At 51.9% G+C, this 16,674-nt stretch carries 11 protein-coding genes; 6 read left to right on the top strand and 5 right to left on the bottom strand.

Features of this window, described 5'->3' with window-relative positions:
* The first annotated feature begins 67 nt into the window (after window positions 1–67).
* The 6 genes from atoS (at window position 68) to atoB (ending at window position 7,318) form a co-directional block, all read left to right on the top strand.
* Window positions 68–1,894 (top strand): two-component system sensor histidine kinase AtoS, encoded by a 1,827-nt coding sequence (gene atoS, locus C0K55_RS00825; RefSeq protein ID WP_105266516.1) that lies wholly within the window; start codon window positions 68–70, stop codon window positions 1,892–1,894.
* Window positions 1,891–3,276, top strand: coding sequence for an acetoacetate metabolism transcriptional regulator AtoC (gene atoC / locus C0K55_RS00830; protein WP_000125306.1), 1,386 nt, complete (start codon window positions 1,891–1,893; stop codon window positions 3,274–3,276). The genes atoS and atoC overlap by 4 nt, the downstream gene beginning before the upstream one ends.
* 195 nt (window positions 3,277–3,471) lie before the next feature.
* The gene (gene atoD, locus C0K55_RS00835) at window positions 3,472–4,134 is read left to right on the top strand and encodes an acetate CoA-transferase subunit alpha (RefSeq protein ID WP_105266517.1); all 663 of its coding nucleotides are present in this window, start codon (window positions 3,472–3,474) and stop codon (window positions 4,132–4,134) included.
* The gene (atoA, locus tag C0K55_RS00840; RefSeq protein ID WP_000339068.1) at window positions 4,134–4,784 is read left to right on the top strand and encodes an acetate CoA-transferase subunit beta; all 651 of its coding nucleotides are present in this window, start codon (window positions 4,134–4,136) and stop codon (window positions 4,782–4,784) included. The genes atoD and atoA overlap by 1 nt, the downstream gene beginning before the upstream one ends.
* Window positions 4,781–6,103: a TIGR00366 family protein gene (locus tag C0K55_RS00845; RefSeq protein ID WP_000580268.1), complete on the top strand. Its 1,323-nt coding sequence runs from the start codon at window positions 4,781–4,783 to the stop codon at window positions 6,101–6,103. The genes atoA and C0K55_RS00845 overlap by 4 nt, the downstream gene beginning before the upstream one ends.
* Window positions 6,104–6,133: 30 nt before the next feature.
* Window positions 6,134–7,318, top strand: coding sequence for an acetyl-CoA acetyltransferase (gene atoB / locus C0K55_RS00850; protein WP_016248982.1), 1,185 nt, complete (start codon window positions 6,134–6,136; stop codon window positions 7,316–7,318).
* 73 nt (window positions 7,319–7,391) lie between these two features.
* Here atoB and C0K55_RS00855 read toward each other — a convergent pair whose 3' ends face one another.
* Genes C0K55_RS00855 through C0K55_RS00875 form a run of 5 tightly spaced genes read right to left on the bottom strand, consistent with a single transcriptional unit; the run spans window position 7,392 to window position 16,663 of the window.
* A complete protein-coding gene (locus C0K55_RS00855) occupies window positions 7,392–8,168 on the bottom strand; it encodes a YfaP family protein (RefSeq protein WP_001225842.1) in 777 nt (258 codons plus the stop codon).
* 4 nt (window positions 8,169–8,172) lie between these two features.
* On the bottom strand, window positions 8,173–9,822 hold the full coding sequence (locus C0K55_RS00860; RefSeq protein WP_105266518.1) for a YfaQ family protein: 1,650 nt from the start codon (window positions 9,820–9,822) through the stop codon (window positions 8,173–8,175).
* Window positions 9,823–14,421, bottom strand: coding sequence for an alpha-2-macroglobulin family protein (locus C0K55_RS00865; RefSeq protein WP_105266519.1), 4,599 nt, complete (start codon window positions 14,419–14,421; stop codon window positions 9,823–9,825). It abuts the gene before it with no gap.
* Complete coding sequence (locus C0K55_RS00870; protein WP_001516750.1) at window positions 14,355–14,978, bottom strand: DUF1175 domain-containing protein; 624 nt, start codon at window positions 14,976–14,978, stop codon at window positions 14,355–14,357. The genes C0K55_RS00865 and C0K55_RS00870 overlap by 67 nt, the downstream gene beginning before the upstream one ends.
* Entirely contained in the window at window positions 14,975–16,663 is a 1,689-nt protein-coding gene (locus tag C0K55_RS00875; RefSeq protein WP_016248986.1) for a DUF2138 domain-containing protein, read from the bottom strand. The genes C0K55_RS00870 and C0K55_RS00875 overlap by 4 nt, the downstream gene beginning before the upstream one ends.
* Window positions 16,664–16,674 lie beyond the last annotated feature (11 nt).

A 16,674-nucleotide genomic window follows, 5' to 3' on the forward strand; every position in this document is an offset into this window, starting at 1 on the left:
CGCCGAGAAATCATCACCTTAACCCCCGATAATCGTCATATACCGGACAAGATTGGTGGATTTCAGCATGAATTATATGAAGTGGATTTATCCACGCCGCTTACGCAATCAAATGATCCTGATGGCAATCCTGATGGTCATTGTCCCAACGCTTACTATTGGTTATATCGTAGAAACGGAAGGACGTTCAGCAGTCTTATCTGAAAAAGAGAAAAAACTTTCTGCAGTGGTCAATCTGCTTAATCAGGCGCTAGGCGATCGCTACGATCTCTACAACAACTTACCGCGTGAAGAGCGTATCCGCGCATTGAACGCAGAACTTGCTCCCATTACCGAAAATATCACTCACGCCTTCCCTGGGATAGGTGCTGGTTATTACAACAAGACGCTGGATGCGATAATCACCTACGCGCCTTCAGCGCTATATCAGAATAATGTGGGCGTTACTATCGCCGCGGATCACCCTGGTCGCGAAGTAATGCGTACAAATACACCTTTAGTTTATTCAGGCAGGCAAGTTCGCGGCGATATTCTGAATTCAATGATTCCCATTGAACGTAATGGTGAAGTCCTCGGTTATATCTGGGCCAATGAATTAACCGAAGATATTCAACGCCAGGCCTGGAAAATGGATGTGAGGATTATCATTGTGCTCACCGCCGGTTTGCTGATTAGCCTGCTGTTGATTGTGCTCTTCTCCCGTCGCCTGAGCGCCAATATAGATATCATCACCGATGGCCTCTCGACTCTGGCGCAAAATATTCCTACCCGATTACCACAATTGCCCGGTGAAATGGGGCAAATCAGCCAGAGTGTTAACAACCTCGCCCAGGCACTGCGTGAAACGCGGACACTTAACGATCTGATTATTGAAAACGCTGCCGATGGCGTCATTGCCATTGACCGCCAGGGTGATGTAACCACCATGAACCCCGCAGCAGAAATCATCACTGGCTATCAACGTCATGAACTGGTAGGGCAGCCTTACGCCATGTTGTTCGACAATACTCAGTTCTACAGTCCTGTACTGGATACGCTGGAACATGGCACCGAACACGTGGCACTGGAAATCAGTTTTCCAGGCCGTGACCGCACCATTGAACTCAGTGTCACTACCAGTCGTATTCATAACACGCATGGTGAAATGATAGGTGCTTTGGTGATTTTCTCTGATTTAACTGCCCGAAAAGAAACCCAACGCCGCATGGCGCAAGCTGAACGCCTCGCCACCCTGGGTGAACTGATGGCAGGCGTGGCGCATGAAGTACGTAATCCGCTGACGGCTATCCGTGGTTATGTGCAGATCCTACGCCAACAAACCAGTGACCTAATACATCAGGAATATCTGTCCGTTGTGCTCAAAGAAATCGACTCAATTAACAAAGTCATTCAGCAATTGCTCGATTTTTCACGCCCACGCCACAGTCAATGGCAACAAGTCAGCCTTAATGCATTGATTGAAGAAACTCTGGTACTGGTACAAACCGCCGGAGTACAAGCGCGGGTCGACTTCATAAGCGAACTGGATGATGAATTAAGCCCGATTAGCGCCGATCGTGAACTGCTCAAACAGGTACTACTGAATATCCTGATCAATGTCGTCCAGGCTATCAGTGCACGAGGGAAAATTCGCATTCGAACCTGGCAGTACAGTGACTCACAACAGGCCATTTCGATAGAAGACAACGGCTGTGGCATTGATCTCTCGCTGCAAAAAAAGATCTTCGATCCCTTTTTCACCACCAAAGCCTCAGGAACAGGGCTTGGTCTGGCGTTAAGTCAGCGCATCATTAACGCCCATCAGGGGGATATTCGCGTGGCCAGTTTGCCGGGCTGCGGCGCAACCTTCACCCTTATTTTACCGATCAACCCGCAGGGAAATCAGACCGTATGACCGCTATTAATCGCATCCTTATTGTTGATGATGAAGATAATGTTCGCCGTATGCTGAGCACCGCTTTTGCACTACAAGGATACGAAACACATTGTGCGAACAACGGACGCACAGCATTACAACTGTTTGCCGATATTCACCCTGACGTGGTGCTGATGGATATCCGCATGCCAGAGATGGACGGCATCAAGGCACTAAAGGAGATGCGCAGCCGTGAAACCCGAACCCCCGTTATTCTGATGACGGCCTATGCTGAAGTGGAAACCGCCGTCGAAGCACTACGTTGCGGTGCCTTCGACTATGTTATCAAACCGTTTGATCTCGATGAGTTGAATTTAATCGTTCAGCGAGCTTTACAACTCCAGTCAATGAAAAAAGAGATCCGCCATCTGCACCAGGCACTGAGCACCAGTTGGCAATGGGGGCACATTCTCACCAACAGCCCGGCGATGATGGACATCTGCAAAGACACCGCCAAAATTGCCCTTTCTCAGGCCAGCGTCTTGATTAGCGGTGAAAGTGGCACCGGAAAAGAATTGATTGCCAGAGCGATTCACTACAATTCGCGGCGGGCAAAGGGGCCATTTATTAAAGTCAACTGCGCGGCGCTACCGGAATCGTTGCTCGAAAGTGAACTGTTTGGTCATGAAAAAGGCGCATTTACTGGTGCACAATCCTTGCGTCAGGGATTATTTGAACGCGCCAACGAAGGTACTCTGCTCCTCGACGAAATTGGCGAAATGCCGCTGGTACTGCAAGCCAAATTACTACGCATTCTTCAGGAACGGGAATTTGAACGGATAGGCGGCCATCAAACCATAAAAGTTGATATCCGCATCATTGCTGCCACCAACCGCGACTTGCAGGCAATGGTTAAAGAAGGCACTTTCCGTGAAGATCTCTTTTATCGCCTTAACGTTATTCATTTAATACTGCCACCTCTGCGCGATCGTCGGGAAGATATTTCCCTGTTAGCTAATCACTTTTTGCAAAAATTCAGTAGTGAGAATCAGCGCGATATTATCGATATCGATCCGATGGCAATGTCACTGCTTACAGCCTGGTCATGGCCGGGAAATATTCGTGAGCTTTCCAACGTCATTGAACGCGCCGTCGTGATGAATTCAGGCCCGATCATTTTTTCTGAGGATCTTCCGCCGCAGATTCGTCAGCCTGTCTGTAGCGCTGGTGAGGCCAAAACAGCCCCTGCCGGTGAGCGTAATTTAAAAGAGGAAATTAAACGCGTCGAAAAACGCATCATTATGGAAGTTCTGGAACAACAGGACGGCAACCGAACCCGCACGGCTTTAATGCTGGGCATCAGTCGCCGTGCATTGATGTATAAACTTCAGGAATACGGTATCGATCCAGCGGATGTATAACACCAAAACTTGCTATGCAGAAATTTGCACAGTGCGCAAATTTCTGCATAGCCGATCATTCACCTTCGTCATCCCCTTCTAACTTACTCTTTATTATTCAACCAGTTAAAAAACAACAGCAAATATTCTCATTCTGGCACTCCCCTTGCTATTCCCTGACTGTACCCACAACGGTGTATGCAAGAGGGATAAATAATGAAAACAAAATTGATGACATTACAAGACGCCTCCGGCTTCTTTCGTGACGGCATGACCATCATGGTGGGCGGATTTATGGGGATTGGCACTCCATCCCGCCTGGTTGAAGCATTACTGGAATCAGGCGTTCGCGACCTGACATTGATAGCCAATGATACCGCGTTTGTTGATACCGGCATCGGCCCGCTCATCGTCAATGGTCGTGTCCGCAAAGTGATTGCTTCACATATCGGCACCAACCCGGAAACAGGTCGGCGCATGATATCTGGTGAAATGGACGTCGTTCTGGTGCCACAAGGTACGCTAATCGAGCAAATTCGCTGTGGTGGTGCCGGACTTGGTGGCTTTCTCACTCCAACCGGTGTCGGAACCGTCGTAGAGGAAGGCAAACAGACGCTGACACTCGACGGCAAAACCTGGTTACTTGAGCGTCCACTGCGCGCCGACCTGGCGCTAATTCGCGCTCATCGTTGCGACACACTTGGCAACCAGACCTATCAACTTAGCGCCCGCAACTTTAACCCCCTGATTGCCCTTGCGGCTGATATCACGCTGGTAGAGCCAGATGAACTGGTCGAAACCGGAGAGTTGCAACCTGACCATATTGTCACCCCTGGTGCCGTTATCGACCACATCATCGTTTCACAGGAGAGCAAATAATGGATGCGAAACAACGTATTGCGCGCCGTGTGGCGCAAGAGCTTCGTGATGGTGACATCGTGAATCTGGGCATTGGTCTGCCGACGATGGTCGCCAACTATTTGCCAGAAGGCATTCATATCACTCTGCAATCGGAAAACGGTTTTTTGGGGCTAGGCCCGGTGACAACGGCACACCCTGATCTGGTGAACGCTGGCGGACAACCATGCGGTGTTTTGCCTGGAGCAGCCATGTTTGACAGCGCCATGTCATTTGCACTGATCCGCGGCGGCCATATTGATGCCTGCGTGCTCGGTGGTTTACAGGTAGACGAAGAAGCCAACCTCGCGAACTGGGTAGTGCCTGGGAAAATGGTGCCCGGTATGGGTGGAGCGATGGATCTGGTGACCGGGTCGCGCAAAGTGATCATTGCCATGGAACATTGCGCCAAAGATGGTTCACCAAAAATCTTGCGCCGCTGCACCATGCCGCTCACTGCGCAACACGCGGTGCATATGCTGGTAACAGAACTGGCAGTCTTTCGTTTCGTTGACGGCAAAATGTGGCTCACCGAAATTGCCGACGGATGTGATTTAGCCACCGTGCGTGCCAAAACCGAAGCTCATTTTGAAGTAGCCACCGATCTGAATACGCAACGGGGTGATTTATGATTGGTCGCATCTCGCGTTTTATGACGCGTTTTGTCAGCCGGTGGCTTCCCGATCCCCTGATCTTTGCCATGTTGCTGACGTTGCTAACATTCGTGATCGCGCTTTGGTTAACACCACAAACGCCGATCAACATGGTGAAAATGTGGGGTGACGGTTTCTGGAACTTGCTGGCATTCGGTATGCAGATGGCGCTTATCATCGTTACCGGTCATGCCCTTGCCAGCTCCGCTCCGGTGAAAAGCTTGCTGCGTACTGCCGCCTCCGCTGCAAAGACGCCCGTACAGGGCGTCATGCTGGTCACTTTCTTTGGCTCAGTCGCTTGTGTCATCAACTGGGGATTTGGTCTGGTTGTTGGCGCAATGTTCGCCCGTGAAGTCGCCCGGCGAGTACCCGGTTCTGATTATCCGTTGCTCATTGCCTGCGCCTACATTGGTTTTCTCACCTGGGGCGGCGGCTTCTCTGGCTCAATGCCTCTGTTGGCTGCCACACCGGGCAACCCGGTTGAGCATATCGCCGGGCTTATCCCGGTGGGCGATACTCTGTTCAGTGGTTTTAACATTTTCATCACTGTGGCATTGATTGTGGTGATGCCGTTTATCACCCGCATGATGATGCCAAAACCGTCAGACGTGGTGAGTATCGATCCGAAACTACTCCAGGAAGAGGCTGATTTTCAGAAGCAGCTACCGAAAGATGCCCCACCATCCGAGCGACTGGAGGAAAGTCGCATCCTGACGTTGATCATTGGTGCACTCGGTATCGCTTACCTGGCGATGTACTTCATCGAACATGGTTTCAACATCACCATAAATACCGTCAATCTGATGTTTATGATTGCGGGCCTGCTACTGCATAAAACACCAATGGCTTATATGCGTGCTATCAGTGCGGCAGCACGCAGTACCGCCGGTATTCTGGTGCAATTCCCCTTCTACGCCGGGATCCAGTTAATGATGGAACACTCAGGCCTCGGCGGACTCATTACCGAATTTTTCATCAATGTCGCAAATAAGGACACCTTCCCGGTAATGACCTTCTTTAGCTCTGCGCTGATCAACTTCGCCGTACCTTCTGGCGGTGGTCACTGGGTTATTCAGGGGCCATTTGTGATACCCGCAGCCCAGGCACTGGGCGCAGATCTGGGTAAATCCGTAATGGCGATCGCCTACGGCGAGCAATGGATGAACATGGCCCAACCGTTCTGGGCGCTGCCAGCACTGGCAATCGCCGGACTCGGTGTCCGCGACATCATGGGCTATTGCATCACTGCCCTGCTCTTCTCCGGCGTCATTTTCGTCATTGGTTTAACGCTGTTCTGACGGCAACTCTACAGACAGAAGGAATATAAAATGAAAAATTGTGTCATCGTCAGTGCGGTACGTACTGCCATCGGTAGTTTTAACGGTTCACTCGCCTCCACCAGCGCTATCGATCTAGGGGCAACGGTGATCCAGGCCGCCATTGAACGCGCAAAAATTGACTCACAACACGTAGATGAAGTGATTATGGGTAACGTCCTGCAGGCGGGTTTAGGGCAAAACCCGGCGCGTCAGGCATTGCTTAAAAGCGGGCTGGCAGAAACGGTGTGCGGATTTACGATCAACAAAGTGTGTGGCTCGGGTCTGAAAAGCGTGGCGCTTGCCGCCCAGGCGATTCAGGCCGGTCAGGCGCAGAGCATCGTCGCGGGTGGAATGGAGAACATGAGTTTAGCGCCCTACTTACTCGATGCAAAAGCACGCTCAGGTTATCGTCTGGGAGACGGACAGGTTTATGACGTAATCCTGCGCGATGGTCTGATGTGCGCCACCCACGGTTATCATATGGGGATTACCGCCGAAAACGTGGCCAAACAGTACGGAATTACCCGTGAAATGCAGGATGAACTGGCACTAAATTCACAGCGTAAAGCGGCAGCGGCAATTGAATCTGGTGCTTTTACAGCCGAAATTGTCCCGGTAAATGTCGTCACACGGAAGAAAACCATCGTCTTCGATCGCGATGAATTCCCGAAAGCAGATTCTACTGCAGAAGCTCTGGCTGCATTGCGCCCGGCCTTCGACAAAGCCGGAACGGTCACTGCCGGGAATGCTTCAGGCATTAACGACGGTGCTGCCGCACTGGTGATTATGGAAGAATCGGCGGCGCTGGCGGCAGGCCTTAAACCACTGGCTCGCATTAAAAGCTATGCCAGCGGCGGCGTGGCTCCCGCGTTGATGGGAATGGGGCCAGTACCTGCCACACAAAAAGCGTTACAACTGGCAGGGCTGCAACTGGCAGATATTGATCTTATCGAAGCCAATGAAGCGTTTGCTGCGCAGTTCCTTGCCGTAGGGAAAACCCTGGGCTTTGATCCTGAGAAAGTGAATGTTAACGGCGGGGCTATCGCGCTCGGGCATCCTATCGGTGCCAGCGGTGCACGTATTCTGGTCACTCTGTTACATGCAATGCAGGCACGCGATAAAACGCTGGGGCTGGCAACGCTATGTATTGGTGGTGGTCAGGGAATTGCGATGGTGATTGAACGGTTGAATTAATAAACAAAAACGCCCGATAGCGAAAGTCATCGGGCGTTTTCTTAAACAACGACAGTGAAGGTAACCTCATTAATTACCAGTCAAAACTTTTCACCAGCGTCAGTTCACCAGCATTACGCATCGGGACAACAAAAGTTTCCTGTTTTTCATTGACCGAGCCTTCATCAGTGATGAGCGTCAGTTGAGCAGTCGTCAATTCCGTTTCGCTGCGTCCGCCATAGTAGTTGATATACACCTGATAGCGCCCGTGAATCGGCGCAGGCATAGCGAAAATCTCTGGTCCGTAACCTGTCGTGACATCCATATCCAGTGCGCCACTATTTTTCAGCGCTGTATTACCGTACCAGGCGTGTTCACCATCCGGCGTGACGACATGGAGATCGAGATCGGTATTATCCGTATCCCATGAAAGAACTAACCGTAAACGCGCGCGAATTGCACCAGCCCCCGGTGTAGAGTAAAACTGCATTTTTTGTCGGCTTTGCCCATCGGGGCTGATGACCTGCACACTGTTGCTGCCTTCGGTAAAAATATAAGGGCGCGCAAATGAACCATCAGATTCAATTCTCTGCGGCATACTGGCACCGTTGACCACCAATCGCCCCTGCTGGGTTTTGCCCGCCGCAGCATAATTTTTTATTTTGCCGCGGATCTGCGCAGAGATATTTTGATCATCAGCCATATTGACGGACGACGCGGGGTAATTGATCGATTGTGAAAAACTGGCATCTTCACCCTCTGCCGGATGCCAGCCAGAAAGCGGTGCATCAATTTCGACTTCCTGCACTCCTTCGCTGTGGGCAACAGGCGAAAGTGCCACCAGTAACAACGGAAGAAATATCTTTCGCATAGCATTAGTCCATTAATAATTGTCGGGTCAGCGCTTCGATATAGTTCTCATCCAGCCCGGTGGGGTATCCATCAAAGGCAAGATGCAGGTACTCATGAGTTAAATCCAGTCGATCCTGAAGTGTAAAAAAATTACGAATAAATAGCCTTTTTTGCTGCCGATCGGTATAGGGGAACCCCGAGACTAAACGGCACACCGCGAATACGTCTGGCTCGTTGTACCCCGTCTCGTCTTGTAACGCGCGCCGCCACTGTGGCATTTTTTCCGCCAGCCAGGCTTTCGCTTTCGGTAATAACTGGCAAGTAGAGCGTGGTGCTCCCCAGCGGCTAAGGCTGTTGTCGGGATAAGCAAAGGCGAGTATCTGGTCGTAACGCTCTCCCTGCCCCGCCTGGACGGTGGCTTGCCGCCAGGACAGCGTTCCTTCAGCAGCGCGACTGCCATGATAATGAACCGGATCGCCCGCATAGATGAGATCCTGCGTCCAGGCGGTCATCGTCCGCGCGCCCGTGGTGGCTGGCGAAGCAGAAACGCGCTGAGTGGCGCTGCTGTCCGGGATTGTCAGGCAATCGCCTTCCCGATCGGCGTTTTGCTGTAAAAATGTGCGAATCGCCACGGTCATGGCTTTCGCTGCCTCAGGGGGCGTACTTTTCGCCTCGCGATCCAGCACTCTGGCAACGTACTCTTCACGATCGAAATGCGACTGCAATTTCAGTTTGCCATTTTCCGTAAGTAAGGTCGTCTCACCGTGGCTGACCAACGTAATATGGTTACCATTGGCAAACGTCACTCGATAGCGCCCATTGAGCACGCCGGGTTTTACTGCCGTCGTACTCTTTTCCGCAGTGATTTTTTTCACCGGATAACGAGCAAACAGATCCACCAGTACACATTGCCCACTGGCAACTTGCGTCGGTACAGGCAAAACCTGATTAAGAATCGTCGCGTAACGGGTCAATACCGTTTTGCTGGTGCCGCTGCCTGTAACCCATAGCGGCGTACCATCAGTTAACCAACCAGCAAAACCGCCCTGACGGATTTCCTGTTTATCATCGGCAAACCAGCTCCAGGTTTTCACTCGTACCCGACTACCGAGCATGGACGCTACGCCAATTTTCGAATCGTCCAGCACCACGTCCAGTAATATTTCCTGGGCTTTGTTTTGCGCAGGTAACGTCGCCAGTGAATCAAGCAACGATTTAACGGTTACCGACGTTTCGGGTTTCAGCGTAGAAAGCGATGCTAACCAGGTTGGTGCCTGGCGCTGTTGCCAGTATTGCCCCCACGCATCCGCACCGATGTGCAACCGCTGCGGCGAAAAGTAGAGACCACAGGAACGCACCAACGCCGTTTCGCGCGTAATGCTCTCCCCCGCCTGACAGCAATAGACTTCTTCCGGAGAGTTACCGCGACACTGGTAGGGCTGCTCCGGCTGATGAGTATCCTCAAGCCAGGCATAAACATACAGCTTCCATAAGCTCCCTAACGGCGTAGTGAGCGTGTCAGGTAGCGTAGAGACGTTTGTCACGCCCGATGGCGTCAACTGATACAGTTGATCATGCTGCGCCCCCCGCAGTGCCAGTTGTAACGGCGTCTCCTCCGCAAACGTTGACAGCGTAACCAGCGTCAATAGCCAGACGATTCTGCTCCAGTTCACTTATTTCACCTGCATCCCGCGCCATTCGCTACCTGCCGCAACGCTTTGCTGCGCAGGCGCATAGGAACGCACATAACGAACGGGCGGTAAAACGAATTGCCCTTTTTGCGAGAAGCGCAGCAGATGGTGGAAAGTGACCGTTCCTGCAAATTCTTTCACCGGCACCATATAAGCCAACTCGCTCATTTCATTACGCGCTTTTTCCAGCAACTGCCCCTGCTGTTTCGCGGTGTTGGGCTTGTTGACTGAGATGCCCCACGTTGTCCGTTCAACATCAGCTCCCGGCGGTAGCGGTACTTCCACCTGACCGTAGCGCAGCGGCGCATCCTGCTCACTGGTGAGAGTGATTTCATCGAGATACAGCGCATCGCTGTCAATCTCACTACTGGTAACCGGCTGCAGAGTAAAGCTCATCTCTTCATCCCCCGGGATCAGCCGATACAACTGGCGTTCAACGGTCACCGGAATGTTACTTTGTTGAGCAGTTTTTGCCGGTTCACGCCAACGGACCTGCACGTTTTGCGACGATAATTCGTCACCAAAAGAGAGAATGTCTGGCACCCCCTGACCAACCCAACGCCAGTATTCGCCCCCGCCAGTCGCCTTTTGTTTAGCCCATGCGCCCGCAGGTGCGGGTAACACTACGGGAGGCATCGCTGCCATATATTTCGCCAGCCAGTTCATGGCCAGTGCACGTTCGATACTGGATTGCTGGGCGGTTAAACCACTTAAAATGGCCGCAGCCTGGGTGGAGTCGCCACCGCTATTAAGCAACACAACCGTGTGCGCCAGCGGTTGGTTGCTGTTTGCCGCTTTATCCCACGCATACTGCTGGACCTGTGGCATGACAGTGGACTTCAACTGTGCTTTTTTCAGTAACGTCATGGTTAAAACGTTTGCCACCGCATCCGCCAGCGGAGACTCTGGCGCATCGAGGATCAGGCTATCATTGATATCACGAGTGTCTTCCTCTGAGAGCGCTTTGATTTCTTTCCGGGAAACCGCTTCATCCAGCCCTTTCAGCAACGTTTTGCACGGCAGATTCATCTCCTGCGCCCACGCCAGCACCAGCGCCCGATGCAGTAACGGCATGTTATCCGCCTGCTCTGCGTAGCTGTCGAGCATATGCTGCCAGTATTCAGGTTGTTGCGTTACGCCAAGCGCCTGACTGGCCTGCCAGTCGGCATACCATGCCCATGCTGTCAGGAAGGCATCGCCATTGCCATCTTCACCCCACCAGGTAAAGCGCGCGCCTGGCCCCGCCAGTTGCATCAGCCGCAAACGGTTATCCTGAATCATCTGACGAATGTCGTTGGCGGCAGCACTCTGATGATCGGCAAGCGCACGCCAGGCAAGGCTTAGGGGGAGCAGACGGCTACCGGTGTTGATTACGCCCCCCCAGGGTTCATCGACTAACGCGTCGAGGTTATTACGGAAAATCTCCTGCGGCGTTTCGCTGCTTTGTAGTCGGATGTTACTCGCCAGCTCTGGCAACATCAGCGTGTTATCGCCACCGCCGAGCATGACGTTTTTCTGCTGTTCAACGGACCAGGTGTTATCAACAAAAGACAGTTTTGTGCTAATGCTGTCCTGCACTTGCCCATTTTGTTGCAATTCTGCGCTTAGCAAACCAGATTGCTGAATGTCCTGCGTCAGCAAAATATAGTTAGCCCCTTTATGCAACGTCAGCGTCTGGCGCATTTCAACACCCGCAAATTTACTTACCAGCTCTACCGGTTCGTTATCCTGCTGACTGAAAATAAACAGCCCTGCCGCCGGTTTGTCGCCCAGGCGATACACCGTTGGCATACTCCACTTCATGTAGAGATTTTTTTCCGAGCGCAAATAAGCACGCCCCTGCCCGACCAGCCCGTCGCCGTTCATCCCACGTGCGGTAATGCGCCAACGGGTTAACGAATCCGGCATCAGGAACGTGAAATATGCTTTGCCTTGTTTGTCCGTTGTTAGCGATGGCATCCATGCCGCGGTATCAACCTCTTCGCGCCGTGGGCGTTCCAGCATTTTCACTCGCCGCTCGCTGCGGTTTGTTGCTCCTGGCGCAACCGGCTCGCTGGAGAGTGCCTGGTCGTAGCTGATAAATGACAGGCTGGAACTGGTACGCACATTGTTACGCCCCAGCGGATAGAAAAATTTGCCGATATTTGGCGCAATCTCCGGTTGCAGCGCGTAGATCATTTCATCGACCACGCCAACCGTTAGTTGTGCAGAAACAGGTTTGCCCTTCAGCAATGAGGTTAATTCCACATTTACCAGTTCGCCTGGCTGGTAATGGGTTTTGCCCGTTTTCACCCGAATATCTAACTGGGGAACGGCGACTTTGATCCCGGCATTCTGAAAACTGTACTGCCCGTTACGGGTATACAGCACCGAAAAGGTGATGTTAGGCGCAAAGGTATTACTCACCGGAACGCGGGCTTCATACTGGGTATCGTTTAAACGTTGCAGTGTTAGCCAGCTTGCTGGTTGCGATAACAGCGACCGCTGTTCAACGCGATCACGCTCCAGCGTCAGCAACGCTTCATCAATCGGTTCCGGGAAAGTGATCAGCATCTTCGCGGTTTCGCCGGGCTGATAGAGCGTTTTATCCGCCACAATATCTACCGTACCGGTATGCGCCATGCTGCCCTTACCGCTGACCGCATGGCTTAACCCGGCGAGAATCAGGCCGTCTTTATCACGCAAAGTCAGATTGTAGTTGCCGGGTTTATCGAAATTAACGGTGAAGGATTTACCGCCAGACGCCAGGTCACCGCTGTAGCTTGTGCGGTCTTCCAGACGCAACCACTCGTACTTAACGGGAACCTGTTTTGAAGCCTCCAGCGCGGCATAACGGAATACCACCGGCTCGCCACTTCTGCTGTATTGTGCGGCGGTGCTTAGTGTGTAATGTGCAAGACCGCGTTCAATGAGGATCTCTTTGGTGGTGGTAACACGATACGCCGCGCCGTCGCTGGCGGAGACAGTTAATAAATAACGGCTCGGTTTATCGGCAGCGGGAAGATTTAACGCCACATGACCGCTATCGTCTGAAACCGTTTCGCTGCCTTCAAGCGACACCGGGAAACGCCCGGCATAACGCAAATCGTTGCCAACCATCGACAATTGTTGGGCGCGCAAACTTAACTGCACCCGAGCATTTTTTACTGGCTCACCATCCGGGTAGAGCAGTTGTAGTTTACCGCTGACCGCTTCGTCAGTTTTGAAATCTTTTTTGTCGAGGGCTAAGCCAATCTCAAAATGCGGTTTGATGTAGTTTGCCACGCGAAAACTGCTGCTATAGACCTGGTTGCGGTAAGCCAGGCGTAACTCATAACCTCCGGCAACGGCATTTTCTGGCAGGCGGAAACTCCCCTGCCCGCCATTACGCGCATCAAGCGCGACATTGACGGTTTGCAACAGACTACCGTTGGCATCCAGCACCGAGAGTTTCGCCGGAGCACTTACGATAGGGGATGAATGCAGCGGGCCGTGAAACTCGCGCCCCATCACTTTGACATCAACACGGTCGCCTGCGCGGTATAGCGGGCGGTCGGTAAAGATATACAAACGGGTGTTATAGGTTTCGCTTTCGTAGAAGAAATTCTCGGATACAAAAACGCCGCCTTCAGCATCTTTACCAAGAATGTATGAACGTTCAGGCGATATATGTTGTAACTGCAAGGCACCGCTGTCATCAGTAACGCCGCGAGTCATCACGCCAAAACCGTCAGTCCACAGGATCTCGGAGCCAGGCTTCGCTTCACCCTGCTTTTTGCCAGCGGTCCACACCAGAAGTTCGTTACCCGACACTTTGCTGAGCGCCACGGTATCGGAAACAAATACCACTGTTGTCGCCCGATAACTGCCTACCATCGCCTCGACGAGGTACAGTCCAGGCTCTTGTTTGCCGAGAGGAATATAGACATTGCCCGGCTGCGGCGAGATGAAATTACTGGATGCACCGTCCAGTTTTACGCCTTGTTGTGGCTCGACTGGTTTTGCCTGCCATAGTGGGTAACGAAACTGCTCCACCAGCGGGTATTTCTTCAGCGGTGAAAACGGGTTGTTTTGTACATAACGGGAAGGTTTGATGATGGCATTGCCAAGCTGCAATTCCGGTAATGCCTGAGTTACATTCTGCCGCGACTGAGAAGAGAAAGAACGCTGCATCACGCGGCGAGATTTGCCGTACCAGTTATCCCACAGCCAGGTCAGCGTATTGTTCAGACCGTCGCCCAGATATTGCGGCTGTACCACAATGCGATGCAGGTTTTTCTGCTGACGCAGGAACGCTATTGGGTCAGGAATACGATACAGGCGAACATCCACGCCGCCGTATTCTTCCATCTGATAACGCCGATAATCACGCCCCGGAGCTTCCAGCCGCACTTTAGCCTCTTCATTGCTGCTAAAACTGCTGTCAGCGAGCAAAAAGAATGTTCCCCCGGCAGGTGGCGCATAATTGCTGGAAGGGAGTGAGTCATCAGCGTTAACAAGCCCCGTCCCTGCGAGAGACAAGCACAGACAGGCCGCTATCGCGCCAGAAAATTTAAACGATAAATGCCAATAAAATTGGGATTGGAATCGTTGGGTATCCATCGGGTGTCCTTCCATGTCATAAGTTGTTGCAGACTGACTGCGCGCATTCCGTTGTCAGTTTTCGTAGCGCTTCCGGTGTGGTAGATGACGTAACGCCCCATCCAGACCATTAAGTGCTGGGCATCGCCCTGATCGAAAAAAATCATATCGCCAGGCTGCGCCTGGTTTATGTCCAGGCCAATAAAATGGCTGTTGTACTGAATCAAATTAATCGCTGTCACATAGGGGCCGGTTTTGTCGTTCCCCTGATTCCAGTTTTGTGCCAGTTGCCGCTGTTCAGGTGTTAGCGTCATCTCTGGCGGCAAATACTGACTTGCTATACCGTTACTTTTTAGCCATTTGCTGTCGTGAACTTTCAGTGCCTCGTTCGCCGCAAAGCGCACCAGTCCCGCACAATCCTGCTGATACCAACGCGGACTTGGCCCCTGGCGTAGTTGTTCTTGTGCAATGCGCACAAACCAGGCGCGAAATAGCCCCGATTGTTCGACATTCAGCCTTTCGCTATGGGCAACAAAACAACACAGCCAACAGATCAGCGCCAGCAACCCGTGTCTCATAGTGGCTGCCAGGTAATGGGTATCCACTGCCAGGCGGCACCGGGTTCCATCTGAGCCAGCTTTATGACATAGCGAGGTTGTTGAGATAAAGCGTCCAGCTTCGGCATTAATAAAGTTTGCGCGGCATTATAAAAAACCGGTTCGAGGTTCTTCGGCAGACTGGTCAGCGTTTCGTTGCGCAACAATTTCGCCACGCCTTGCGGATTCACATAAACCGGAACCACACCACCGACCGGAATTACATCCACCATTGCCGGTCGCGTTTTATTCAGTGTTTGCAATGCGTTATTCACCAGCGTGTCATCCAGGGAGAAAAGCAACGTTTTATTTTGCATCGCCAGCGACACACGGAAAAAGGACGCTGACATAAGTTGTTCAGGTTGTGCTGCCTGTGCGGCTGGGTACTGGCCGTAACGAGAACTGACTTCCCGACGCCATATTCTGGCCTCTCCTTGTTGTGTTTCCGTCACCGGCAGTACACCTTCCGGCGCTTTGCTTTCGTGCGCGCCGATATTTTGGCTAAACAGTTTCCCTGGTAGTTGCGCCTGTTCGGCTGTGCCATCAAACTGACCAACAAATAACGGTGTTTGCAGTTTTGAGTCTTCATACCAACACAGTCCGGCTGCACCATCTAACGCCCCGTTCAACTTGTCGTTTTCCTGGCTGATGTGCGAAAGCATCTCTTCGGCAATACCGTGCGAATACGGCACAGCTACGCAGAAGCTGGCACCAGCAGGCATACTGTTCCATACCGGAGTGAAATCGAAACTGGCATCTACACTGGCGGATCCATCATTTAATGCCAGAAAGCTGTGCCAGCCGTCGTTGTTCATTTCGAAGCGCACACCGGCAAAAGATGGGATAAGTCGCTGGTAGCCAAAGCCCAGCAAATTTGCGCTAACCACGATACGCTGACGTACTGGTGTTTTTCCGGCAGTACGCTCTTCCAGGCCAAAGCGGGTTTCCCAGCGTTTTTTGCCGCTCAACAAATCACTCGCGATCGCCGTCGCTTCGCTATCCTGCTGGTCGTCTTTAAACAGCATATCCGTACTGGAGAAAACCAGCATTTTGTCCTGATAAGTCGTGAACATCAGTGTGTTATTGCTGTTATAGCGCAACTGATAAACAGGAATAGTTTCATTATTTATCTTGATGCTGCTGATTTCCGTCTTGCTTAACTGGCTGTCGCTGGTGGCAGCAAACAGTAACGGTTCCAGTAATTTACTTAAGCCACTGCGCTGAATCAGCACCATATAATGTGAAAGATGTCCCTGTTTATCGTGCCACAGCGCCGCCTGCGCAGGCTGGTCTAACAACGAGGAAAATAACTTATCTTTCAGCGTGAGATCGTGTTCATAGACAATGCGGCGAATGCTGCCTTCAATGCCCAGACGGTCGGCATGGTTCTGATAATAAAAAACAAAATCTTCGCTTAAAACATCATGGAGAAAAGGAATTGTGAGGAGATCTTTGGGGAGCTGGCTTAGAGAGTCGCTGTCGAGAAAGAGGTCCGGCTCATTGAGATCGATTTGCAGATTGTTGTGCACCACCAGTGGTGACAAGGTTTTTTCTGCTCCACTGCCAGTGTATTGCAATGCCCAGACGCCTGCGGAAAGCAGTGCTATTGCCCCAAAACCTACAAGGCCATAAAACCGCCAGCCTTTCGCCTTTTTTTCACCACTCATTGCCACATTCC

Source organism: Escherichia sp. MOD1-EC6098 (assembly GCF_002965865.1).
Lineage (GTDB): Bacteria > Pseudomonadota > Gammaproteobacteria > Enterobacterales > Enterobacteriaceae > Escherichia > Escherichia marmotae.

What these genes read in the sequence shown, in the direction of transcription:
- C0K55_RS00875 (WP_016248986.1), bottom strand. Translation starts at nt 16,663, where the DNA reads ATGAGTGGTGAAAAAAAGGCGAAAGGCTGGCGGTTTTATGGCCTTGTA.
- C0K55_RS00870 (WP_001516750.1), bottom strand. Translation starts at nt 14,978, where the DNA reads ATGAGACACGGGTTGCTGGCGCTGATCTGTTGGCTGTGTTGTTTTGTT.
- C0K55_RS00845 (WP_000580268.1), top strand. Translation starts at nt 4,781, where the DNA reads ATGATTGGTCGCATCTCGCGTTTTATGACGCGTTTTGTCAGCCGGTGG.
- atoD (WP_105266517.1), top strand. Translation starts at nt 3,472, where the DNA reads ATGAAAACAAAATTGATGACATTACAAGACGCCTCCGGCTTCTTTCGT.
- atoC (WP_000125306.1), top strand. Translation starts at nt 1,891, where the DNA reads ATGACCGCTATTAATCGCATCCTTATTGTTGATGATGAAGATAATGTT.
- atoA (WP_000339068.1), top strand. Translation starts at nt 4,134, where the DNA reads ATGGATGCGAAACAACGTATTGCGCGCCGTGTGGCGCAAGAGCTTCGT.
- C0K55_RS00855 (WP_001225842.1), bottom strand. Translation starts at nt 8,168, where the DNA reads ATGCGAAAGATATTTCTTCCGTTGTTACTGGTGGCACTTTCGCCTGTT.
- atoS (WP_105266516.1), top strand. Translation starts at nt 68, where the DNA reads ATGAATTATATGAAGTGGATTTATCCACGCCGCTTACGCAATCAAATG.
- C0K55_RS00865 (WP_105266519.1), bottom strand. Translation starts at nt 14,421, where the DNA reads ATGGATACCCAACGATTCCAATCCCAATTTTATTGGCATTTATCGTTT.
- atoB (WP_016248982.1), top strand. Translation starts at nt 6,134, where the DNA reads ATGAAAAATTGTGTCATCGTCAGTGCGGTACGTACTGCCATCGGTAGT.